Source organism: Streptomyces sp. NBC_01283 (assembly GCF_041435335.1).
Classification (GTDB): domain Bacteria; phylum Actinomycetota; class Actinomycetes; order Streptomycetales; family Streptomycetaceae; genus Streptomyces.
On record NZ_CP108430.1, the window covers coordinates 2,022,836 to 2,044,785 of the forward strand.

18 protein-coding genes are annotated in these 21,950 nt (G+C 71.4%); 8 read left to right on the forward strand and 10 right to left on the reverse strand.

Translation table 11 applies throughout. The features are described 5' to 3' along the window. Window positions 1–216 precede the first annotated feature (216 nt). The gene (locus OG302_RS09180) at window positions 217–960 is read right to left on the reverse strand and encodes a class I SAM-dependent methyltransferase (protein WP_371526312.1); all 744 of its coding nucleotides are present in this window, start codon (window positions 958–960) and stop codon (window positions 217–219) included. 6 nt (window positions 961–966) lie between these two features. Continuing rightward, window positions 967–1,272, reverse strand: a complete 306-nt coding sequence (locus OG302_RS09185) for a 4a-hydroxytetrahydrobiopterin dehydratase (RefSeq protein ID WP_371526313.1) — start codon at window positions 1,270–1,272, stop codon at window positions 967–969. Between the two features lie 189 nt (window positions 1,273–1,461). Between OG302_RS09185 and OG302_RS09190 the strand changes: the two genes are divergently transcribed. After that, a complete protein-coding gene (locus tag OG302_RS09190; protein WP_371526314.1) occupies window positions 1,462–2,280 on the forward strand; it encodes a helix-turn-helix domain-containing protein in 819 nt (272 codons plus the stop codon). Window positions 2,281–2,299: 19 nt separating this feature from the next. On the opposite strand, the gene OG302_RS09195 is transcribed toward OG302_RS09190, so the two are convergent. Next, window positions 2,300–2,725 (reverse strand): hypothetical protein, encoded by a 426-nt coding sequence (locus OG302_RS09195; RefSeq protein ID WP_371526315.1) that lies wholly within the window; start codon window positions 2,723–2,725, stop codon window positions 2,300–2,302. Window positions 2,726–2,965: 240 nt separating this feature from the next. Here OG302_RS09195 and OG302_RS09200 point away from each other — a divergent pair, with 240 nt between their 5' ends. Genes OG302_RS09200 through narI form a run of 4 tightly spaced genes read left to right on the forward strand, consistent with a single transcriptional unit; the run spans window position 2,966 to window position 9,563 of the window. After that, complete coding sequence (locus OG302_RS09200) at window positions 2,966–6,658, forward strand: nitrate reductase subunit alpha (RefSeq protein ID WP_371526316.1); 3,693 nt, start codon at window positions 2,966–2,968, stop codon at window positions 6,656–6,658. A 3-nt stretch (window positions 6,659–6,661) separates the two neighbouring features. Further along, complete coding sequence (gene narH, locus OG302_RS09205) at window positions 6,662–8,275, forward strand: nitrate reductase subunit beta (RefSeq protein WP_371526317.1); 1,614 nt, start codon at window positions 6,662–6,664, stop codon at window positions 8,273–8,275. Next, entirely contained in the window at window positions 8,272–8,841 is a 570-nt protein-coding gene (gene narJ / locus OG302_RS09210; RefSeq protein WP_371526318.1) for a nitrate reductase molybdenum cofactor assembly chaperone, read from the forward strand. The genes narH and narJ overlap by 4 nt, the downstream gene beginning before the upstream one ends. Beyond that, complete coding sequence (narI, locus tag OG302_RS09215; RefSeq protein ID WP_361830211.1) at window positions 8,841–9,563, forward strand: respiratory nitrate reductase subunit gamma; 723 nt, start codon at window positions 8,841–8,843, stop codon at window positions 9,561–9,563. Before narJ ends, narI begins: the two co-directional genes overlap by 1 nt. 9 nt (window positions 9,564–9,572) lie before the next feature. On the opposite strand, the gene dnaK is transcribed toward narI, so the two are convergent. Further along, on the reverse strand, window positions 9,573–11,441 hold the full coding sequence (gene dnaK, locus OG302_RS09220; RefSeq protein ID WP_371526319.1) for a molecular chaperone DnaK: 1,869 nt from the start codon (window positions 11,439–11,441) through the stop codon (window positions 9,573–9,575). Between the two features lie 156 nt (window positions 11,442–11,597). Then, a complete protein-coding gene (locus tag OG302_RS09225; RefSeq protein ID WP_365816075.1) occupies window positions 11,598–12,023 on the reverse strand; it encodes an OsmC family protein in 426 nt (141 codons plus the stop codon). A 227-nt stretch (window positions 12,024–12,250) separates the two neighbouring features. Between OG302_RS09225 and OG302_RS09230 the strand changes: the two genes are divergently transcribed. Further along, window positions 12,251–13,885, forward strand: coding sequence for a DUF6345 domain-containing protein (locus OG302_RS09230; RefSeq protein ID WP_371526320.1), 1,635 nt, complete (start codon window positions 12,251–12,253; stop codon window positions 13,883–13,885). A 4-nt stretch (window positions 13,886–13,889) separates the two neighbouring features. On the opposite strand, the gene OG302_RS09235 is transcribed toward OG302_RS09230, so the two are convergent. The 3 genes from OG302_RS09235 to OG302_RS09245 form a co-directional block, all read right to left on the reverse strand. After that, window positions 13,890–15,290: an amino acid permease gene (locus tag OG302_RS09235; RefSeq protein WP_371526321.1), complete on the reverse strand. Its 1,401-nt coding sequence runs from the start codon at window positions 15,288–15,290 to the stop codon at window positions 13,890–13,892. A gap of 82 nt (window positions 15,291–15,372) precedes the next feature. Beyond that, window positions 15,373–17,520 (reverse strand): alkaline phosphatase family protein, encoded by a 2,148-nt coding sequence (locus OG302_RS09240; RefSeq protein ID WP_371526322.1) that lies wholly within the window; start codon window positions 17,518–17,520, stop codon window positions 15,373–15,375. 77 nt (window positions 17,521–17,597) lie between these two features. After that, on the reverse strand, window positions 17,598–18,020 hold the full coding sequence (locus tag OG302_RS09245; protein WP_371526323.1) for a hypothetical protein: 423 nt from the start codon (window positions 18,018–18,020) through the stop codon (window positions 17,598–17,600). A gap of 100 nt (window positions 18,021–18,120) precedes the next feature. On the opposite strand from OG302_RS09245, the gene OG302_RS09250 reads away from it, so the two are divergent. Together OG302_RS09250 and OG302_RS09255 are read left to right on the forward strand one after the other, a co-directional pair. Beyond that, on the forward strand, window positions 18,121–18,909 hold the full coding sequence (locus OG302_RS09250; RefSeq protein WP_371526324.1) for an MBL fold metallo-hydrolase: 789 nt from the start codon (window positions 18,121–18,123) through the stop codon (window positions 18,907–18,909). After that, window positions 18,906–19,523: a DedA family protein gene (locus tag OG302_RS09255; protein ID WP_371526325.1), complete on the forward strand. Its 618-nt coding sequence runs from the start codon at window positions 18,906–18,908 to the stop codon at window positions 19,521–19,523. The genes OG302_RS09250 and OG302_RS09255 overlap by 4 nt, the downstream gene beginning before the upstream one ends. On the opposite strand, the gene OG302_RS09260 is transcribed toward OG302_RS09255, so the two are convergent. Then, window positions 19,474–20,646: an MBL fold metallo-hydrolase gene (locus OG302_RS09260; RefSeq protein ID WP_371526326.1), complete on the reverse strand. Its 1,173-nt coding sequence runs from the start codon at window positions 20,644–20,646 to the stop codon at window positions 19,474–19,476. The two genes, OG302_RS09255 and OG302_RS09260, sit on opposite strands and share 50 nt — an antisense overlap. After that, window positions 20,643–21,893 (reverse strand): aminotransferase class I/II-fold pyridoxal phosphate-dependent enzyme, encoded by a 1,251-nt coding sequence (locus tag OG302_RS09265; RefSeq protein WP_371526327.1) that lies wholly within the window; start codon window positions 21,891–21,893, stop codon window positions 20,643–20,645. The genes OG302_RS09260 and OG302_RS09265 overlap by 4 nt, the downstream gene beginning before the upstream one ends. Window positions 21,894–21,950 lie beyond the last annotated feature (57 nt).

The window sequence follows — 21,950 nt, forward strand, 5'->3', positions numbered from 1 at the left end:
GCCGCCTTTGCATGTCGGGAGGGTGCTGTCCGAGCCGCCTCCAGCCTGCGCCGCCGCCTCCCCTCTGGCCAGCCGCCTTGCGGTTTCGGCAAACACCGTCTCAAGGGGCGAGGAGTAGCGGGCGTGCGGTTTCGCCGCCGTCGTAGCCAATGCCTCACGGAGTTCCGGGGGTTCGATTACTTCGATGTCCGCGCCTGGTCAACTGGACGATGTCGTTCACGCGGTCGACGGCTTCCGGAACGACATGAGAGTGAACCGCGGGTCGGGGCGCCGTACTTCCTGGTCCGGTAGCGCCGCGAGTCCCTCCACGAGCCGTGCGGCCAGGGGGCCGTCCGGCGGGATCTGCGTGAACCAGCCCCGGTGGAGGTCCTCGACCGTGGACCGGGGCGTGCGGCCCTGGCCGTGACCCTGGAACCGGGACCTGCCGGCCGGTGTCAGGCCCCGCGCCGCCGCGTACGTCTCGACGGCCTGGGCGCGGTCGGCCGCGGGGCGCACCGGGCGCGGCGCGAGCACGGCGTCGATGTCGCTGCCCACGTCGTGCGCGGCGGCCTTGTCGACGGTCGTGACGAACATGCCGCCGGGCCGCAGTACCCGGGCGCACTCGGCGACGACCGCCGCCGCGTCCTCGGCGCCGGACAGCAGATGGAGCAGCCACACCGCGCACACCGCGTCGAACGAGCCGTCGGGGAACGGGAGACTGCGGCTGTCGCCCAGTACGATGGCGCCCGGCAGCCGTCCCGACGCCATGCGCGCCATGTTGTGCGCCGAGTCCACTCCGGTCACCCGAAGGCCCGCCCCGGCAAGACGCCGGGTGACCAGGCCCGTGCCGCAGGCGACGTCCAGGAGGGTGCGGGCGTCCGGCGGCAGGAGGCCGCGGACCGCGTCGGCAGCGGCGTCGGCTCGCGGCGCGCCGCCGCGCGACGCGTCATAGCGGTCGGCTTCCTTGCCGTAGTCCAGCATCCGCGCTCAGACCGCCCCGTGCCCGACGGCCAGCTCTTCGACCCTGCCCGCCAGCTCGAAGTCGAGGGCGGTGAGGGCGCCGCCCGCGCTGTGCGTGTTCACGGACAGGGAGACGGTGTTGTAGCCCAGCGTCAGCTCGGAGTGGTGGCCCAGCTCCTCCTGGATCTGTGCGATGTGGACGACCATCGCGGTCGCCGCGAAGTGCGAGCCGAGCTGGAAGGAGCGGGTGATCCGGTCGCCTTCGAGCGACCAGCCGGGCAGCTCGGCGAGCCGCTCCTCGATGTCCTTCTGCGACAGCGGTTCGACTGACATGACGCGTCCCTTCCTCTCCGTACGGCGTGCATACGGTGTGCCCTGCGGCGTGCGTGCGGCATACATGTGAACCTGTGCCCCTCAGCCTGACACATCGGCCCCCGCGAAGCCCTGATCAGGCCGCCGACCGGTCACCCTCCCTCGCCGCGGACCCGGCGAATCGCGTATGCCTTCGATTACTGTCTGGGTATGACAACTGCCGTGTCCACCAGGGAAAGTACCGGCGTCGGCCCGCTCCTGCGCGGCTGGCGCGAGCGGCGCAAGGTGAGCCAGCTGGAGCTGGCCCTGCGCGCCGACTCGTCGGCGCGGCACATCAGCTTCATCGAGACCGGCAGGTCGCGCCCGAGCGAGGAGATCGTGCTGCGCCTCGCCGAGCACCTCGACGTCCCCGTACGGGACCGCAACTCGCTGCTTCTGGCGGCCGGTTACGCGCCCCGCTTCCGGGAGACCCCGATGGACGACCCCTCGATGGGCGCCCTGCGGGAGGGCCTGGAGCAGCTCCTGCGCGGCTACGAGCCCTATCCCGCCCTGGTCGTCGACGCGACGTACGACGTGATCGCCGCGAACCAGGGCATCACGATGATCCTCGACGGCATCCCCGAGCACCTCCTGCAACCGCCGCTGAACGCCATGCGGCTCACGCTCCACCCGGAGGGCCTCGCCCCCAGGATCCGCAACCTGCGCGAGTGGCGCGGGCACCTGCTGCACCAGATGGAGCGGCAGATCGCACTGCAGCGGTCCGCCGGTCTCCGTGCGGTGTACGAGGAGGTGGCGGCGTACCCGGTGGCGGATCCCGGTGTCGACGTGTTCGAGGCAGACGGGCCGCAGAGCGGCGTGCCCTACTTCGCGCTGCCCCTGCGCATCGAGCACGACGGGCATCTGCTCTCCTTCATCTCGTCGATCTCGACCTTCAACACCCCCATGGACGTGACGGTCGCCGAACTGGCCATCGAGACGCTCCTGCCGGCCGACCCGGCGACGGTCAAGTACCTCCAGTCGGCTTCCTAGGGTCAGTACCGCGCGGTCCCTAATACCGCGCTGCCCGCAGCGCCGCGTACTGCAGAGCGGCGAAGCCCCCTACGGCCACCGCCTGGAGCGGGATCCACACGGCGCCCGCGGTGCTGGGCGAGAGCCAGGTGACCAGGGCGACGACGCTGAGCACCGCCCAGGCCGCGTTCGCCTCGATCACCCCCCGGACGGGCAGCGTGGGCGGGCTCTTGCGTGCCGCGAGGTAGCCGACGCCCGCGCCGTACAGCGTGAGGAAGACGCCGAGGCCGAGCAGGAGCCCCGCGTCGACGCCGAGGAAGCGGCCGAGGGGGCCCGGGGCGACGGCGTACGCCAGTCCGTTCCCGGTGGTCACCACCGCGTCCAGGGCGAGGAAGCGGCGCAGCATCGTCTTCGGGTCGTTCGTGCGGGCCAGTGCGGTGAGCGGGCGTGCGGAGTACGTTGACATGGGGTCCGGCCTCCAGGCTGCGTAAGGGAAGGGAGCCGGATCCGGGCCGGAGTGCGCCGGACCGGATCCGTGAGGACCACGGTGCCGGTCGCGCGAGCAGGGGTCGATTACGTCAGAGGTAAGGGCGGCGCCCCGGCCGGCCACGGGTGGTGCGCGCACAACCCGTACGGCGGTCGCCGCCGTGTGCCCCCGCTGCCCCGGGCCTAGGTTCGTTGAAAGGCAGACCTAGGGAGCTCAAGCGTGACAGAGACGACCGAGCCCGGCGCCGCGCTGCTGCGCGCGGGGAAGTTCTTCCGCCGCGGCACCGCCGCCCCCGACCTGCACAGCATCGGACTCGTCGGCGGTCGGGACGCGGACGCCTTCTACCGGGACCGGTGGAGCCACGACAAGGTCGTGAACTCGACGCACGGCGTGAACTGCACGGGCTCCTGCCGCTGGAAGGTGTACGTCAAGGACGGCATCATCACCTGGGAGACCCAGCAGACCGACTACCCCTCCGTCGGCCCCGACCGGCCGGAGTACGAGCCGCGCGGCTGCCCGCGCGGCGCCGCGTTCTCCTGGTACACGTACTCGCCGACCCGGGTGCGCTATCCGTATCTGCGGGGCGTGCTCCTGGAGATGTACCGCGAGGCGAAGTCCCGGCTCAAGGACCCGGTGCTCGCCTGGGCGGACATCCAGGGCGATCCGGAGCGGCGCAGGACGTACCAGCAGGCGCGCGGCAAGGGCGGTCTGGTGCGGGCGACCTGGGACGAGGCCGTCGAGATCATCGCGGCGGCGCACGTCCACACGATCAAGACGCACGGCCCGGACCGGGTCGCGGGCTTCTCCCCCATCCCCGCGATGTCGATGGTGTCGCACGCGGCGGGCGCCCGCTTCATGTCGCTGATCGGCGCGCCCATGCTGTCGTTCTACGACTGGTACGCGGACCTGCCGGTGGCCTCGCCGCAGGTGTTCGGCGACCAGACCGACGTACCGGAGTCGGGTGACTGGTGGGACGCCGCGTATCTGATGATGTGGGGCTCGAACGTCCCGGTGACGCGGACGCCGGACGCGCACTGGATGGCGGAGGCGCGCTATCGCGGCCAGAAGGTCGTGGTCGTCGCGCCCGACTACGCCGACAACGCCAAGTTCGCCGACGAGTGGCTGCACCCGCACCCCGGCACGGACGGCGCGCTGGCCATCGCGATGGGCCACGTCATCCTCAAGGAGTTCTTCGTCGACCGGCAGACGGACTTCTTCACCGACTACGTGCGCAAGTTCACCGACCTGCCCTTCCTGGTGACGCTGACCGAGCGGGACGGCGCGTACGTCCCGGCGAAGTTCCTGCGCGCCACCGACCTCGGGCAGAGCGGCGAGGGCGGCGACTGGAAGACGGCGGTCCTCGACGAGAACACCGGGCAGCCCGCCGTGCCGAACGGTTCGCTCGGCTTCCGCTGGACCGACTCCGGCAAGGGCAAGTGGAATCTGGAGCTCGGCAACATCAAGCCGCAGCTGACCCTGCACGGCTCCGATGTCTCCACCGGCGTCGAGGTGCTGCTCCCGCGCTTCGACACCGAGGGCGGCACACACGGTCAGGGGCGTGGTGAGATCGTCCGCCGCGGGGTGCCCGCCACGCGCCTCGGCGGGCAGGACGGTCCGCTGGTAACGACGGTCTTCGACCTGCTCCTCGCGCAGTACGGCGTCGGGCGCGAGGGCCTTCCGGGCGAGTGGCCTTCCTCGTACGAGGATGCCGACGCACCCGGCACCCCGGCCTGGCAGGAGGCGCACACCTCGGTCCCGGCCGCGAAGGCGGTGAAGATCGCGCGGGAGTTCGCGCGGACCGCCGAGAAGTCGCGCGGGCGCTGCATGATCCTGATGGGGGCGGGGACCAACCACTGGTTCCACTCCGAGACGATCTACCGCGCCTTCCTGGCTCTGCTCCAGCTCACCGGCTGCCAGGGCCGCAACGGCGGCGGCTGGGCGCACTACGTCGGGCAGGAGAAGTGCCGTCCCGCGACCGGCTGGGCGACGCTGGCCAGCGCCAACGACTGGAGCAGGCCGCCGCGGCAGATGATCGGCGCCGCGTACTGGTTCCTGAACACCGATCAGTGGCGCTACGACAAGTTCGCCGCTGACGTGCTCGCGTCACCCCTTGGCGAGGGACGGTTCGCGGGGATGACGGGAGCGGACTGCCTGGCCCTTTCGGCGCGCACCGGCTGGATGCCCTCGTATCCGACGTTCGACCGCAACTCCCTTGACCTGGGCGACACTTCAGGCGCATCGGGTGACCCGGTCGCCAACGTCGTCGACGAGCTCAAGGCGGGCACGCTCAACTTCGCCTGCGAGGACCCGGACGCCCCGGAGAACTGGCCGCGCGTCCTGACCCTGTGGCGGGCCAATCTGCTCGGCTCGTCCGCGAAGGGCGCGGAGTACTTCACCAAGCACCTGCTCGGCACGCACTCCTCGCTGCGTGCGGAGGAGGCGTCGCCGGACGAGCGGCCCTCGACGGTGACGTGGCGGGACGAGGCCCCGGAGGGCAAGCTCGATCTGCTCGTCTCGCTGGACTTCCGGCAGACGTCGTCGACGCTGCTCTCGGACGTGGTCCTGCCCGCGGCGACCTGGTACGAGAAGCACGACCTGTCCTCCACGGACATGCACCCCTACGTCCACTCCTTCACCCCCGCGGTCGACCCGCCCTGGCAGGCGCGCACCGACTTCGACGCGTTCAAGGCGATCGCGGACCGGCTCAGCGAGCTGGCCGTGGACCATCTCGGCGTACGCAAGGACGTCGTGGCCACCGCGCTTCAGCACGACACCCCCGGCGAGACGGCCCAGCCCGGCGGTGTCGTCCTGGACTGGCGCAAGGGCGAGTGCGAGGCGATCCCGGGCAAGACCATGCCGGGCCTGACGGTGGTCGAGCGGGACTACACGGCGATCGGCGCCAAGTTCGCCGCGCTCGGCCCGCTGGCGGAGAAGCTGGGCCTGCCCGCGAAGGGCATCGCGCTGCGGCCCGACCAGGAAGTCGACGAGCTGCGCGAGCGCAACGGCGTCGTGCGCGGCGGCCCCGCCGACGGGCGCCCCGCCATGGACACGGCGGTCAAGGCGGCGAACACCATCCTCGCCCTGTCCGGCACGACGAACGGCCGCCTGGCCACGCAGGGCTTCCACACCCTGGAGGAGCGCACGGGCCAGGAGATGGCGCACCTGGCGGCCGAGCACGAGGGCAAGCGCATCACCTACGCGGACACGCAGGCGGCGCCCGTGCCGGTGATCACCTCGCCCGAGTGGTCGGGCAGCGAGGCCGGTGGCCGGCGCTACACGGCGTTCACGCTCAACACCGAGCACCTGAAACCGTGGCACACGCTCACGGGGCGCCAGCACTTCTTCCTCGACCACGACTGGATCCACGAGCTGGGCGAGGCGATGCCCGTCTACCGGCCGCCCCTGGACATGAACCGCCTCTTCGGGGAACCACGGCTTGGCCCGGACGGCGAAAAGGAGGTGACGGTCCGCTACCTCACCCCGCACAACAAGTGGTCCATCCACTCCGAGTACCAGGACAACCTCTTCATGCTGTCGCTCTCCCGGGGCGGCCAGTGCATCTGGATGGCGCCGCAGGACGCGGACGCGATCGGCGTGCAGGACAACGACTGGATCGAGGCGGTCAACCGCAACGGCGTGGTGGTCGCACGGGCGGTCGTCTCGCACCGCATGCCGGCCGGCACGGTCTACATGCACCACGCGCAGGAACGCACGGTGAACGTCCCCAAGGCGGAGACCACGGGCAAGCGCGGCGGCATCCACAACTCCCTGACCCGTCTGATCCTCAAGCCGTCCCATCTCATCGGCGGCTACGCCCAGTTGTCGTGGGCCTTCAACTACCTGGGCCCGACGGGCAACCAGCGCGACGAGGTGACGGTCATCCGCCGCCGCTCGCAGAAGGTGGAGTACTGACACATGCGCGTCATGGCACAGATCGCGATGGTCATGAACCTCGACAAGTGCATCGGCTGCCACACGTGTTCGGTCACCTGCAAGCAGGCGTGGACCAACCGCGACGGCATGGAGTACGTCTGGTTCAACAACGTCGAGACCCGGCCCGGCCAGGGCTATCCGCGCCGCTACGAGGACCAGGAGAAGTGGCGCGGCGGCTGGGAGCTGAACAAGCGGGGCGCCCTGAAGCTCAAGAACGGCGGCCGGATCAAGGCCCTCCTGGAGATCTTCTCCAACCCCAAGCTGCCGGAGATCAAGGACTACTACGAGCCCTGGACGTACGAGTACAAGAACCTCACCGACGCCCCGCTGGGCGACGACTACCCGGTCGCCGAGCCGCGCTCGCTGATCAGCGGCAAGCCCATGAAGATCGAGTGGTCGTCGAACTGGGACGACAACCTGGGCGGCGCGACGGAGTACGGCGATCTCGACCCGATGGTGGCCAAGACGCGCGAGAAGGCCGCCGAGAAGGTGAAGTTCGCCTTCGAGCAGACCTTCATGTTCTATCTGCCGCGGATCTGCGAGCACTGCCTGAACCCGGCGTGCGTGGCGTCCTGTCCGTCCGGGGCGATGTACAAGCGCGAGGAGGACGGCATCGTCCTGGTCGACCAGGACGCCTGCCGGGGCTGGCGCAAGTGCGTGACGGGCTGCCCGTACAAGAAGGTGTACTTCAACCACCGCACCGGCAAGGCCGAGAAGTGCACGATGTGCTACCCGCGCCTGGAGGTCGGGCTGCCCACCGTCTGCTCGGAGACGTGCGTGGGGCGCCTGCGCTACCTCGGCGTGATCCTCTACGACGCCGACAAGGTGACCGAGGCGGCGTCCGTCAAGGACGACAAGGCGCTGTACGAGGCGCAGTTGGGGGTGTTCCTCGACCCGGAGGACCCCGAGGTGCGGCGCGAGGCCGAGAAGGCCGGGATCGGACACGACTGGATCGAGGCGGCGCGACGCTCCCCCGTGCACGCGCTGATCAGCACGTACAAGGTGGCGCTTCCGCTGCATCCGGAGTACCGGACGATGCCGATGGTCTGGTACATCCCGCCGCTCTCGCCGGTCGTGGACGCGCTGAGCGAGACCGGGCACGACGGCGAGGACCTGGACAACCTCTTCGGCGCGATCGACACCCTGCGCATCCCGCTCGAATACCTGGCGGAGATCTTCACGGCAGGCGACATGGGCCCGGTGCGGTCCTCCCTGGAGAAGCTGGCGGCGATGCGGGCGCACATGCGGGCCATCAACCTCGGTGACCGGCCGGACAGTTCGGTGGCCGAGGCCGTGGGCATGTCGGGCCAGGAGATCGAGGAGATGTACCGGCTGCTCGCCATCGCCAAGTACGAGGACCGCTACGTCATCCCGACCGCCGCGGTCGGTGACGCGCAGCGCCTGGAGGAGTCCGCGCTGCCGGACTCGTGCAGCCTCGACTACGAGGACGGTCCTGGGATGGGCGGCGACGGCCCCTTCGGGCAGGACTCGGGCCGCAGGCAGCTGCCGCTGGTGACCATCGAGAACTTCCACGCGCTGCGGCACCGGCAGACCGCCGACGAGCAGCCCCCCGCCTCCGAGAAGGACACCCTGTGAGCGAGAACGCCGTGCTCTACCAGGCAGCCGCGCACTGCCTGTCCTACCCGGACGAGGGGTTCCGCTGCCTGCTGCCGCAACTGACGTCTGCCGCACCGGAGTTGGGCGGCTTCCTGGCGCATGCGGCGGCGGCCGATCCGTCCGACCTCGCCGCGCACTACGTCCAGGTCTTCGACTTCAAGAACCGCCACAGCCTGTACCTGAGCTGGTGGCGCGACGGTGACACGCGGCGGCGCGGGATGGCGCTGGTGCGCTTCAAGGAGGTCTACCGCGAGCACGGCATGGAGTTCACCGGCGAGGAGCTGCCGGACTTCCTGCCCGCCGTCCTGGAGTTCTCGGCGCACGCGGGGCCGGTCCTCCTGGAGGAGAACCGGCCGGGCCTCGAACTGCTGCGGCTCGCCCTCACCGACTTCGGCACGCCCTACGCGCCCATCCTCGAAGCGGTGTGCGCGACGCTGCCGGGGCCCTCGCCGAAGGACCGGGCGGCGGCGCAGGCGCTTGCCCGTTCGGGGCCGCCGCGGGAGGACGTCGGCCTCGAACCCTTCGCACTGATCGGGGAGCACTGATGAGAACACTGCTCTGGGGCGTCATCCCGTACGTGGCCGTCGTGCTGCTCGTGGCGGGCCTGTTGTGGCGCTACCGCTACGACAAGTTCGGCTGGACGACGCGCTCTTCGCAGGTGTACGAGTCGAAGCTCCTGAACATCGCGTCACCGATGTTCCATTACGGGATCCTGTTCGTGCTCGTCGGGCACCTGGTGGGGCTGTTCGTCCCGGAGTCGTGGACGGAGAAGGTGGGCGTGAAGGAGCACACGTACCACCTGTTCTCGCTGTACGGGGGCACGGCGGCGGGCGTCCTGCTCGTCCTCGGCATCCTGCTGCTGCTCTACCGGCGGCGGACGAACGCGCCGGTGTTCCGGGCGACGACGGCCAACGACAAGCTGATGTATCTCGTGCTGTTCGCGGCGATCGTGCTCGGCATGGTGGCCAAGCTGACGCACGCGTCGGGTGACGGCTACAACTACCGCGAGTCGATCGCCCCTTGGGCACGCAGCCTGTTCACCCTGCAGCCGGACACGGATCTCATGGCGGGCGTCCCCGTCCTCTACCAGATCCACGCTGTGGTGGGGATGGCCCTGTTCGCGCTGATCCCGTTCACGCGGCTCGTGCACATGTTCAGCGCACCCGTGCAGTACCTGTTCCGCCCGTACGTGGTGTACCGGAGCAAGGACCCCCGCCGGGTGGGACCGCGTCCGGAGCGGCGGGGGTGGGAGAAGACGGGGTCGTGACCGGGTGCGCTACTCCCCCGCTCCCTTCCCGGGCTCCCCCGGCTTCTCGTCGTCCACGATCTCCGCGTCGACCACGCCGTCCTCGGGAGGGGGCCCCGGAGCTTCCTGCTCCTGTGCGCCCTCGCCGGCAGCCGCGTACATGGCCTGCCCCATCCGCTGGCTGACCGAGCCGAGCTTCTCCACGCCCGTGCGCAGTGCCGCCGTGTCGTCGGGCCTGTCCTTCAGGATGCCCTTCAACTCCTCTGCCGCCGCGCCCACTTCGGCCCTGGTGTCCGCGGGGATCCGCTCCTCGTTCTCCCGCATGAACCGCTCCGTCTGGTAGACGAGCTGCTCCGCCTGGTTGCGGGTCTCGGCGGCGTCGCGCCGCTTGCGGTCCTCCTCCGCGTGCTCCTCCGCCTCCCGCACCATGCGGTTGATGTCGTCCTTGGGCAGCGCGGAGCCGCCCGTCACCGTCATGCGCTGCTCGCGGCCCGTCGCCTCGTCCTTGGCGGACACGTGCATGATGCCGTTGGCGTCGATGTCGAAGGTGACCTCGATCTTGGGCACGCCGCGCGGCGCCGGGGGCAGTCCGGTGAGGTCGAAGACACCGAGCTTCTTGTTGTACGCGGCGATCTCCCGCTCCCCCTGGAAGACCTGGATGCCGACCGACGGCTGGTTGTCCTCGGCGGTCGAGAAGGTCTCCGAACGCCGGGTGGGAATGGTCGTGTTGCGTTCGATGAGCTTGGTCATGATGCCGCCCTTGGTCTCGATCCCGAGGGACAGCGGCGTCACGTCCAGGAGCAGCACGTCCTTCACGTCGCCCCTGATCACACCGGCCTGGAGCGCCGCGCCGAGCGCCACCACCTCGTCGGGGTTGACCCCCTTGTGCGGTTCGCTGCCGGTGAGTTCCTTGACCAGTTCCGTCACGGCGGGCATCCGCGTCGAACCGCCCACCAGGATCACGTGGTCGACGGCCGACAGCTTGATGCCTGCATCCTTCACCGCCTGGTGGAAGGGGCCGCGGCAGCGCTCCAGCAAGTCCGCTGTCAGCTCCTGGAACTGAGCGCGGGTCAGCTTCTCCGCCAGGTGCAGAGGGCCGTCCGCCGACGCCGTGACGTACGGCAGGTTGATGTCCGTCTCGCTCGACGACGACAGCTCGATCTTCGCCTTCTCGGCCCCCTCGCGCAGGCGTTGCAGCGCCATCTTGTCCTTGCCGAGGTCCACTCCGTGCGCGTTCTTGAACTGCCGCACCAGGTACTCGACGATGCGCTGGTCCCAGTCGTCGCCGCCCAGCTTCGTGTCGCCGTTGGTGGCCTTCACCTCGATGACGCCTTCGCCCATCTCCAGGAGCGAGACGTCGAAGGTGCCGCCGCCGAGGTCGAAGACGAGGACCGTCTGGTCGTCGCCCTTGTCGAGGCCGTACGCGAGGGCCGCGGCCGTCGGTTCGTTGATGATGCGGAGCACGTTCAGGCCCGCGATCTCACCGGCCTCCTTGGTGGCCTGGCGCTGGGTGTCGTCGAAGTACGCGGGGACGGTGACGACCGCGTCCGTCACGTCCTCGCCCAGGTAGGACTCGGCGTCACGCTTGAGTTTCTGCAGGACGCGGGCGGACAGCTCCTGCGCGGTGTACCGGGTGCCGTCCACGGACCCGCCCTCGGGGAACCGCCAACTCCCGTCGCCCATGTGCCGTTTGACGGAGCGTGCGGTGCGCTCCACGTTGGTGACCGCCTGCCGTTTGGCGACCTCTCCGACGAGGACGTCGCCGTTCTTCGCGAAGGCGATGACCGACGGTGTGGTGCGCGCTCCCTCCGCGTTGGCGACGACCGTGGGATCACCGCCCTCCAGGACGGCCACCACCGAGTTCGTCGTACCGAGGTCGATCCCGACTGCACGTGCCATGTCCAGTCCCCTTCCACCGCGAGCCCGTTTCCCGGCGTACTTCGACCTCCATCACAAAACTTGAGCGGCATATTGTCAATGCCGCCCATGGCTGTGCCGCCGCCCCGGAGGACGGCGGCACGGCCGGAAAATGGCGTAAAGCCGTACGCAAGTACGTCAGGCGAGCTTCGCCGACAGCGTGATGGTCGTGCCCGTCAGGGCCTGGCTCACCGGGCAGTTCGCCTTGGCGTCCTCGGCGGCGGAGGTGAACGCGGCCTCGTCGAGGCCCGGCACCTCACCCTCGACGGTGAGGTGGATGCCGGTGATGCCGGTGCCCGGCTGGAAGGTGACGTCGGCTGAGGTGGTCAGCCGGGTGGGCGGGGTGCCCGCGCCCGTCAGACCGTGCGACAGCGCCATGGAGAAGCAGCTGGAGTGCGCGGCGGCGATCAGCTCTTCCGGGCTGGTCTTGCCGTTGGCCTGCTCGGCGCGGGACGGCCAGGAAACGGCCTGCTCCCCGATCCCGGAGGAGTCGAAGGTAACGGTTCCCGAGCCCTCCGTCAGAGAGCCTTCCCAGACCGTGTGCGCGGAGCGCGTGGTAGCCACGATGTAGATCCCTTCAGTGCGGTTCCGTGATGCGTCCCGGAACTTCCGTGCGCCCATCCGATCACATCCCGGCCGTCCAGCCGGGAAACCCGGGGTGTCTGAGGCACCACGGCAGTCCCGGGGCGTGGCCGCTATGGCCGAAATGCCAACTGTGCACGGCGCGTCTGCGGTGACACTTTGAGGCCCCCTCGCCCACGGGACGAGGAGTCCACTCAGGGGGTTTGGCCATGCGCATGAACTACTCGGAACGCGGTCCGTCTCCACTGGAAGGCGCGAAGCCAGGGGCCGCCGGTGACCGCGACTCGACGTTCGGCTGGTGGGGGGCCTTCAGCATCCAGAGGTTCGTCAACCAGAACACTCTCTTCCACACGCACGAAGACGCCACCGGATGGCTCGCCTACCTCCAGCAGTTCTACGACCGGAACTTCTGGTTCGCGGACGGCGGGGCGCAGGTGTGGGCGTACGAGGAGACGTACGACAACTGGCAGGACCGGTACGGCATGGACGCGGTGGTCGCCGTCTACCACTCGGGCCACGGCGGCATGGACGGCAACGGCGTCTTCTTCGCGCCGCTCGGCGCGGTCTGGGACGGCCGCAGCGACGCGATCTCGAACCGGATGGCGCTGGGCAACGAGAAGGTGAACTACATCTTCTGGTCCACCTGCAACTCGGTCCGGGTGCTCGGCGGGCACTCCCCCATCCGTACCTGGGCGGGGCCCAACATCGGCTTCCGCATGATCTTCGGGTTCGAGACCGTCAGCATCGACAGCCCGGACTACGGCAAGAAGTTCTGGGAGAAGTGGCGGGCCGGGCAGACGTTCACCGACGCGTGGCTGAACGCGAGCTGGGACATCTACAAGGGGCAGGCGCCCTCGGTCGCCGCGGTCGGCGCCAACCAGGCCGAGGCCACGGCCCGGCTCAACGGCGAGCGGACCCTCTACCGCGAGCACGTGCCGGACAACTGGTACGCATGGCGCTGGTTCAACGCCCGTGACTCCCTCAGGGAGCCGCTGACGCAGGCGCCGGACAGCCCGCAGATCGTGCAGCTCGCGCCGCGCGACCCGGGCGAGGAGCTCACCAGGATGGGCCGCATCGCGGACTTCCCGTCGGCGGCGCTGCAAGAGGTGCAGGTCGAGCGGCAGGGCGTGCTCAGCGCCACCTCCGGTGACCGGACCGTCTCCACGGCTCCGCACGCGATCCGGTGGGTCAAGCTCGCCGATGCCAACCACCGCAACCTGCGGCAACTGCCCACGGAGCGGGCGGTCGAGGCGGCGCGCACGTTCGCCGAGCGGCACGCCGACGGCGCCGAGCTCGTCGTGGACAGCGTGCACGACCTGATGCAGAACTCCGGGGCGAAGGACGGCTCCGAGCTCGGGGAGCCGGTGTCCCTGGAGACCCATGTGACGTTCCGGCAGGTCTTCGACGGCATACCGGTCATCACGCCCGACCGCGGTCTCATCCGCGTGGTCCTGGACAACGACGCGACCGTCGTCCAGGCACAGATCGCCACGCGCGAGACCACCGGCACGACGCGCGAGCCGAGCACCGACATCGCACCGCCTCCCTCGGGCGGCAAGGGCGCCGCAGCCGCGCCGCGGACGCGCGACCCCCGCCAGGCGCTCGCCGCCGCCCAACGCAAGCTGCTCGCCGAGCTCGCCGCCGTCACGGCCGACGAGCAGAGCGGCCAGGGCGCGGCGGCACGGCGCGAGCCCGAGGTCAGGGACGTGCCCGGCACGTTCGACGTCGGCTATGAGATCGAGGGCAACGAGGCCTACCCGGCCGCCCGCAAGCTCATCGAGATCGGGGCGGCGGACAGCATGTTCGTCACCCGTCGCTGGGTGGTCGCGGCGCTCGCCAGGTAGTCCGTCAGCGGGTGGCGGTCCGCTCCTTGCGGGCCGCCATCCAGGCGTAGACGAGCACGCCCGCGAAGAGGAACAGGACGCCCTGGTAGACGGCCGCGTATCCGGAGCCGGCGACCAGCCACATGGAGAAGCCGAACGCGACGCCCGCGAGGATGCCGTCCCGCGCCAGGCGGGCGCGGTTGACGCGCTCGCCCTGCCCGGAGACCAGGAAGTAGATCTGTGCGGCGGTGGCCAGGAGGTAGGGCACGGTCGCGGTGAACGTGGTGATCAGGACGAGGGACTCGAAGACGGCGCCCGAGCCCGCCGTGTAGTTGTAGACGGTGAGCAGCGAGGCCAGGACGACGGTGACCAGGACACCCACGGGCGGCACGCCGCGCTTCTTCTTGCCGAAGGCGCTCGGGAAGAGTCCGTCCCTGGCGGCGGCGTACGGCGTCTGGGCGCTCAGCAGGGTCCAGCCGTTGAGGGCGCCGACCATCGAGACCAGCGCGGCGACCGCCACCGCCGTGCCGCCCCAGGAGCCGCCGAACATGACGTCGACGGCGTCCGAGAACGGCGCGGTGGAGCCGACGAGCTTGTCGTGGGCGACGGTGCCGAAGACGGCGAGGGTGCCGAGCAGATAGACGAGGGCGGCGCCGGGGGTGCCGAGGATGGTGGCGCGCCCGACGTTGCGGCGCGGGTCGCGTACTTCACCGGCGCTGACGGCGGCCGACTCCACTCCCAGGTAGGAGAAGAGCAGGATCGCGGCGGACGCGGAGATCGCACCGGCCGGGCTGTCGTCGCCGGCCTGGAACGGCCCGAGGTTGGCGCTGTCGAAGAAGAAGAGCCCGCCGACCGCGACCAGGAGCAGGGGCAGGAACTTCAGCACGGTGGCGACGAGTTGGACCGCGCCGACGTAGCGGGTGCCCGCGAGGTTCGCGAGCGCGGGAAGCAGCTGCAGGACGAGGGCGGCGAGGCAGGCGGTCCACTTGTGGTCGTTGACCGGTATCAGGACGTCCAGATAGCCGACGGCGGCGACGGCGAGCGCGGCGTTCGACACCCAGGCGGTGGCCCAGTAGGACCAGGCCGCGAGGAAGCCCGCGAAGTCGCCGAACGCGGCGCGCGCGTAGACGTACGGCCCGCCGGTGCGCGGATCGCGCTGCGCGAGCCGCCCGAAGACGAGGGCGAGGGCGATGGCGCCGGCGGTCAGGACGCCGAACGCGACGAGGCTGATGGTCCCGAAGGGGGCGACGGAGGCCGGGAGCAGGAAGATGCCGCCGCCGATGATGTTGCCCATGACGAGGCAGGTGGCGATCGGGAGACCGAAGCGTCGGGCGTGCCTGCTGCCCGGCTCCTCGTGCCGCTCCGTCCGCTGTTCTTCCTGGTCGGGGGCCGGAGCCGGCTGGATCGCGGTTCCGGTGTCGTGCATGGGGTGGTGCCTCTCATCGTGCCGGACGCCCGGGATCGCCGGGGCGAGAGACATGGTCGGGCACGACGGGAACCGTACAAAATCAGTGGGTATTGTCCTGCGCGGCAGGGTCGGCGACCGCAAAAGCTGTGTCTCCGGGGCCCTCGTGCCGGGAATCGTCCGCAGCCCCTCCGCCCCCTCCCACCAGCGGAATCTCCGGGCCCTGGTACTCGCCGAGCCAGCGCCGGAGCACGTCGTGGACCCGCTCGGCGCCGACGAGCTCGTGTCCGTCGTCGACCGGCGCGGAGAGCACGAGGGGCGACAGGAGGAACGGCTGGGTCTGGGCGCCGCCGAGTCCGCCGTGCGAGCCGATCTGCTCCTCGAAGGCGAGGACCTCGCCGTCCTGGGGGTCGTACCAGGAGTTGACCATGATGTCGGCGACGTGCGGGAAGCCGTCGGTGCGGCGCACGGCGTCGGCGGCGCCGGGCCCGAAGTCCGTGAGCGGCCCGAGGTCACCGGGCTCCTCGTCGAGGTACACCTCGCTGCCGCGCGCGCCGAGGACGACCGGGCCGCGCTCCTGGCTGCGTACGAGGAGGAAGCCGATGCCCGGGTGGTTGGCGAGGGTGGGCAGCAGCGCCGGATGGCGCAGGTCGATCTCCTCGCGGGTCATGCGGTGCGGGACGTCGGGGAAGGAGATCAGGCCGAGGTTGCCGGAGGCGAGGACGATCGGCTCCGCGCGGCGGGCGGGGCGGTGCTCTCCCGCGCCCTCCTCGACGGGGCGGCGCAGCGCGGTGCGGACCGTCGCACGGGCCTCGGCGCCGCTGTGCGTGCGCTGCGCCTTGCGCGGCACGGGCAGGCCGCAGCCGGCCCGTGCCAGGTCGCCGAGGGTGAGGCCGTACCGCGTGCGGAAGGTCTCGCCGGGGCTCTGGCCGTGGTCGGAGAGGACCACGACGCGGTAGGCGCGGGGGGCGTGTTCGGCGACCTTCGCGATCAGTGCGAGGGACCGGTCGAGCCGCTGGAGCACCTTCTCCACGTCGGGGCCCGTGGGCCCCGAGTGGTGGGCCACTTCGTCGTACGCGACGAGGTCGGCGTAGACCGCGGTGCGCCCCGCGAGCATGTCGCTGATGACCGCGGTGACGACGACGTCGCGCTCGACGACGGTCGCGAAGGCGCGGATGAAGGGGTAGAGCCCGCCCCGGCCGACGCGCGGGCGCCGCCTTCTGAGCCGGGCGCGGGTCGACTCGCCGATCTCGCGGCCGACTTCGGCGACGAAGGACAGGGCGGTGCGGACGGCGTTGGCGGGGTCGGAGAAGTAGGCGAAGTACCCGGCGCGCGAACGGTTCTCCTTGCCGCGGCGCGCGGCCATGGAGAGTACGAGGGCAACCTGTTCGGCGCCGCCGCTGAAGAGGTTGCCGCGGCTCGCGCCGTCGAGGGTGAGGAGGCCGCCGTCGCCGGTGCGCTCGATCGCGCGGCGCTGGAGCTCGACGGCGGATGCGGGCCGGTTGGAGACCATGACCTCCCCGGTGTCCTTCTCGTACCAGCGGAAGGCGGGGACGTCGTGGTTGGAGCCGTGCAGGATGCCGAGCTGGCTCGCGCCGGTCTGGCTGGACCAGTCGGTGCGCCAGGGGGTCAGGCGATGGCTCGGCGTGCCCTCCTGGCCGAGCCACGCCGCGACGGTCGGCATGAGCCCCTTGTCCACGGCGGTGCGCAGGACGTCGTGGCCCACGCCGTCGAGCTGGATGAAGACGGTGCCGGGCGGCACGGGACCGACCCGCCCCTCGGCGAGGCGGCGGCGCCTGCGGTCGGAGAGCCGGTAGAGGCGGCGGCGGTAGGCGTCGTCGTCGCGGACGGCGAGGGCACCGCCGGTGGCGGAGGCGACGGCGGACATGACGGCGGCCACGACGACCGCGGTCTCGGCGTTGGCCTCACCCCGGCCGTCCGGGATCAGGCTGAGGGCGAGCAGGAGGAGCGACCCGTTGAGGAAGAAGGCGAGCAGCCCGAGCACGAGCGCGGGCACGAGCAGCAGCGCCCGCACGAGCAGCGGCCACACCAGTGAGGAGAGCAGTCCGAAGGCTCCGGCACCGAGGGCGGCGGTGATCGCGATGCGGGTGGCGCTGTCGCCGTCGTCGGACTGCAGCTGGAAGTCGGGCAGGATCCCGGCGAGCGCGAGCATGGTGAGCGTGCTGACCAGCCATACGGCGACGGATCTCCACAGCGCACTGCCGACCGACCGCCATCGCTCTCGCCCCACGCCGCGCCGCCTCACGTTTCATGACAGATCAGGACACCAGCGTGTCACAGGGGCAAGGGCCGGGTGGGCGGCAGGTGTCAGCGGCCGTCGTACCCCGCGGTCGGCATGGAGAGCCGCCGGTGGACGTGGGCCTTCATCACCGCGTCGTACGACGGTTCCTCCAGGCCCGCCGTCTCGATCCGCACCCCGCGCCGCCCGCACTCCGCGGTGAACTCGTCCGGTGCGCGCAGCGCCCGGTCGAGGACCCGGCGGCTCGGCACGACGAACAGGTCCACGAGTCCCTCGTCGACGTCGGCCCAGAGCACGGCGTGATCGGCGGGCAGCCCGCGGACGACGAGTTCCCGGGTGACGACGTACCCCCGGTCCGCGGCCCACCGCGCGCACATCGCGTGCTGGCTGCGCGAGTCCACCAGGAAGGGGTCGGCGTCCAGCTCCTCCAGCGGTGTCAGGCTGGCGATCGCGGCGACCCGCACCACTGTCGCGCTTGCGGCGTCTGCCATCGCGTCCCCCCTCACCTCTGGCGTCCTCACCACGGGCGTCAGCCGAAGACCCTACTCCTGGCCGTAGGCTCGTAAACAGTCGCGCGAAGGAGGAACCGGAGTGCCGGTGGAGATCACCTGGTGGGGTCATGCCACCTGCACGGTCGAGGATTCGGGTGTCCGGGTGCTCACCGACCCGCTGTTCGCCCGCCGCCTCGCCCATCTGCGCCGGCGCAGGGGCGCGCTCCCGCCGCCCGAGGCGGCCGTCGCCGACGCCGTGCTCCTGTCCCATCTGCACGCCGACCATCTGCATCTGCCCTCTCTCGCACGGATCGCACCCGGCACCCGGGTGCTGCTGCCGCGCGGCGCCCGCCGACAGGTGCCCGGGCTCGCCCGCAGGCTCTCCCATCTGCACCTCGTCGACGTCGTGCCGGGCGACGAGGTGCGGATCGGGGACCTCGTCGTCCGCGTGGTGACGGCGCGGCACGACGGGCGGCGGCTGCCCGTGGGGCCGCACGGCACGCCCGCGCTCGGCTTCGTGGTGCGGGGCGAGGCGCGGACGTACTTCGCCGGGGACACCGGACTCTTCGACTCGATGGCCGACGAGGTCGGGGACATCGACGTGGCGCTGCTTCCGGTCGGCGGCTGGGGGCCGTATCTCGGCCATGGTCATCTCGACGCGGCGCGCGCGGCGGAGGCCCTGTCGAGGATCGCGCCGCGCAGCGCGGTGCCGGTGCACTACGGCACGTACTGGCCGATCGGGATGGACGCCGTACGGCCGCATGAATTCCACACTCCGGGAGAGGAGTTCGTGCGCCAGGCGGCGCGGATCGCGCCCGAGGTGGCCGTGCACCGCCTGGGGCACGGCGAGAGCGTGTGGCCCGAGGTCACCAAGGGAGACCCTCAGTGATCCTCGCCCTGACGGCCCAGGTGGCACCGGAGTCGACCCAGCAGGCCGTGGGCTATCCGTCGTTGTTCCTGCTCATCGTGGTCGGTGCGCTGGTGCCGGTGGTGCCGACGGGTGCGCTGGTCAGCTCGGCCGCGGTGGTGGCCTTCCACCAGGAGGCGCCGCTCGCGCTGCTCGTGGTGTTCGGCATCTCGGCGTTCGCGGCGTTCCTCGGGGACATGGCGCTGTACTGGCTCGGGCGGCGCGGCATGCACTCGAAGAACGGTTCGCGCTGGCTCGCGGCGATCCGGGACCGGGCGCCCGAGGAGCGGCTCGCGCAGGCGCAGGAGAAGCTCGCCGACCACGGCGTGCTGGTCCTCGTCCTGTCCCGGCTCGTGCCCGCCGGGCGGATCCCGGTGATGCTGGCCTGTCTGATGGCGAAGATGCCGCTGCGCGAGTTCGCCCGCGGTGACGTACCGGCGTGCCTCGCCTGGGCCGTGACGTACCAGCTGATCGGCATTCTCGGCGGCTCCCTCTTCAAGGAGCCGTGGCAGGGCGTGGTGGTGGCGGTCGGTCTGACGGTGCTGATCAGCGTGGCGCCGACGGTGTGGCGCAAGGTCCGGCGTACGGCGTCCTAGGTGCGTCGGCCGCTTCGGTGTCATGCGCCTCATGGGCTTCATGCGTCTCATGGGACCCATCGGCCCGGGTGAGTACGCGGGACGCCCCGACCGGCAGGTCCCACAGGTCCTGGCGGGGCAGTCCCGCCTTCTCCCAGGCCGTACGCACCCGGGTCAGCGGTTCGAGGACCGGCTCGCCCGACAGCAGGAACGTGCCCCAGTGCATCGGGGCGAGACGGCGCGCCCCGACGTCGGCAGCCGCCCGCACCGCCTCCTCCGGATCGCAGTGGACGTCGCTGAGCCACCACCGCGGGTGGTAGGCGCCGATCGGCAGGAGGGCGAGGTCGATGCCGGGATAGCGGGCGCCGATCCGCTCGAACCAGTGGCCGTAGCCCGTGTCGCCCGCGAAGTAGACGCGCTGCCCGTCGGCGTCGGTGAGGATCCAGCCGCCCCACAGCGTCCGGCACGTGTCGACGAGGCTCCGCTTGGACCAGTGGTGGGCGGGCACGAAGTCGAGGCGCACGCCCGGCAGTTCGACGGCCTCCCACCAGTCCAGCTCGGTGACCCGGCTGAACCGGCGGCGCGTGAACCACCGGCCGAGCCCCGCGGGCACGAACACCGGTGTGTCCCTGGGGAGTCCGGCGAGGGTCGGGGCGTCCAGGTGGTCGTAGTGGTTGTGGCTGATGACGACGGCGTCGACGCGCGGCAGCGCGCTCCAGGCGACGCCGGGGGGCGTGACGCGGGCCGGGGTACCGAGGATCTTGCGGGACCAGACGGGATCGGTGAGGACCGTGAGACCGCCGATCCGCACGACCCAGCTGGCGTGGCCGACCCAGGTGACGGCGATGGTGCGGTGGTCCACGCGCGGCAGGGGCCCCGGCTCGAAGGGCAGCCGTTGGATGTCGGCGAGACCTTCGGGGGCGGGCCGCAGGGCGCCTTCACGGGCGAACCGCGCGAAGGCGCGCAGGCCGGGCAGCGGCGCGGTGAGCCGGTCGGCGAACGACTTCGGCCACAGACGGGGGACGCCGAGGTCAACGGGTCGGACCTCCGCGGGTCTGACGCGGGCGGGTGTCTGATGCGTGTGCGCTTGTTGCTTCTGCGACTGCTTATGTGTCTGCTTCTGCGACTGCGTCTGTTGCGTCACCGAGGAGGCTCCATTCGCTGTGCTGCTGCGCGGAGATCGTCGAAGGCCGATCCAAGCATGCTCAACGCCCTTTCCACGTGCGGCAATTCCAGCGCGTCCGGTGCGGCGAGGGACGCGAGGCGCTCCTGCCGGGTGGAGCCGAGCAGAGGTCCGGTGGACAGACGTACGCGCAGTGCCCCCAGTTCGTCGCCGAAGCGGTGGCTGCCGGGGGCGGGCATGGCGAGGCGTTCGCCGAGGAAGTCCTCCAGGTCCTGCGAGTCGCCGACACCGCGCGCGGCGAGGGCAGGGCGGAGCGGCCCGAGGTCCACGTAGAAGTGACGGCCCGCCGCCGGGGGCCGGGCGAGCGCGCCCGCCGCGAGCACCGCGCGCGTGGCCGCCGCGGCGGCCACGCGCGCGTGCAGGTGGGTGGCACCGGCGAGGCGGTCGGTGACCTCGTCCGGCTCGCCCAGGGCGTACGACGCCGCAGCGCCGACGGGCGCCGCGACGGACGCGCCGAGCGCGGTGAGGACGTCCAGGGTGCGGGCCCGCAGGGCGCCGCCCCGCGCACCGGCCGGGAACCGGGCGATCGCGGCGGGCCAGCCCGGCGGCAGGAACGGTCCGGAGAGATCGGTGAGGACCGTCACCCGTTCGGGGTCCATCTCGGCGGGGCCGACGAGCACGGTGTCGTGCGGCCGGTGCAGGGTGTCGCGCCAGGTCTCGTCGCTGACGATGTGCAGCCCCTCGTCCGCCGCCGCCTCCACGGCTTCGTGCAGCACTTCGGGCGGGGGCACGGTGGCGGTGGGGTCGTCGGCGACGGAGAGCACCAGGAGGCGCGGGGTGCCGCCCTCGGCGCGGATGCGGCGGACGGTCTCCAGGAGGGCGTACGGGTCGGGGACGCCACCGCACTCGGCGGGCGTCGGCACGTGGTAGACCGACCGGCCGAGCAGCCGCACCTGCGGCGCCCACCAGGCGGGACACGGACGCGGGAGCAGGACGTCGCCGTCACCGAGGGCGACGGTCAGCGCGAGCAGCAGGGGCGCGGCGCCCGGCGCGGCGGCGACCTGGCTCCGCTCCGCCGGGAGTCCGCGCCGGGCCCAGTAGCCGCTCGCGGCGTCCAGGAGGGCTGGGCCGCCGCCCGGGGGTTCGGCGTGGGCGCGGCCCGCGGCACCGGCGAGCACGGCGGACAGCTCGGGCAGGACCGGGAGGCCCGGCTCCGGCAGGGGAGGTCCGTACCGGACAGGGCCACGGCCTTCGGGTTCCGTCCGCATGGCCCCATCGAAACGCGACGGGCCGTTCCGCGCGCGCGGGGGCCTCCGGCCGGGTGG

Bases quoted from the DNA above. Each gene is read 5' to 3' on its own strand.
- OG302_RS09180 (WP_371526312.1), bottom strand. From the start codon at position 960: ATGCTGGACTACGGCAAGGAAGCCGACCGCTATGACGCGTCGCGCGGC.
- OG302_RS09185 (WP_371526313.1), bottom strand. From the start codon at position 1,272: ATGTCAGTCGAACCGCTGTCGCAGAAGGACATCGAGGAGCGGCTCGCC.
- OG302_RS09190 (WP_371526314.1), top strand. From the start codon at position 1,462: ATGACAACTGCCGTGTCCACCAGGGAAAGTACCGGCGTCGGCCCGCTC.
- OG302_RS09195 (WP_371526315.1), bottom strand. From the start codon at position 2,725: ATGTCAACGTACTCCGCACGCCCGCTCACCGCACTGGCCCGCACGAAC.
- narH (WP_371526317.1), top strand. From the start codon at position 6,662: ATGCGCGTCATGGCACAGATCGCGATGGTCATGAACCTCGACAAGTGC.
- narI (WP_361830211.1), top strand. From the start codon at position 8,841: ATGAGAACACTGCTCTGGGGCGTCATCCCGTACGTGGCCGTCGTGCTG.
- dnaK (WP_371526319.1), bottom strand. From the start codon at position 11,441: ATGGCACGTGCAGTCGGGATCGACCTCGGTACGACGAACTCGGTGGTG.
- OG302_RS09230 (WP_371526320.1), top strand. From the start codon at position 12,251: ATGCGCATGAACTACTCGGAACGCGGTCCGTCTCCACTGGAAGGCGCG.
- OG302_RS09235 (WP_371526321.1), bottom strand. From the start codon at position 15,290: ATGCACGACACCGGAACCGCGATCCAGCCGGCTCCGGCCCCCGACCAG.
- OG302_RS09245 (WP_371526323.1), bottom strand. From the start codon at position 18,020: ATGGCAGACGCCGCAAGCGCGACAGTGGTGCGGGTCGCCGCGATCGCC.
- OG302_RS09265 (WP_371526327.1), bottom strand. From the start codon at position 21,893: ATGCGGACGGAACCCGAAGGCCGTGGCCCTGTCCGGTACGGACCTCCC.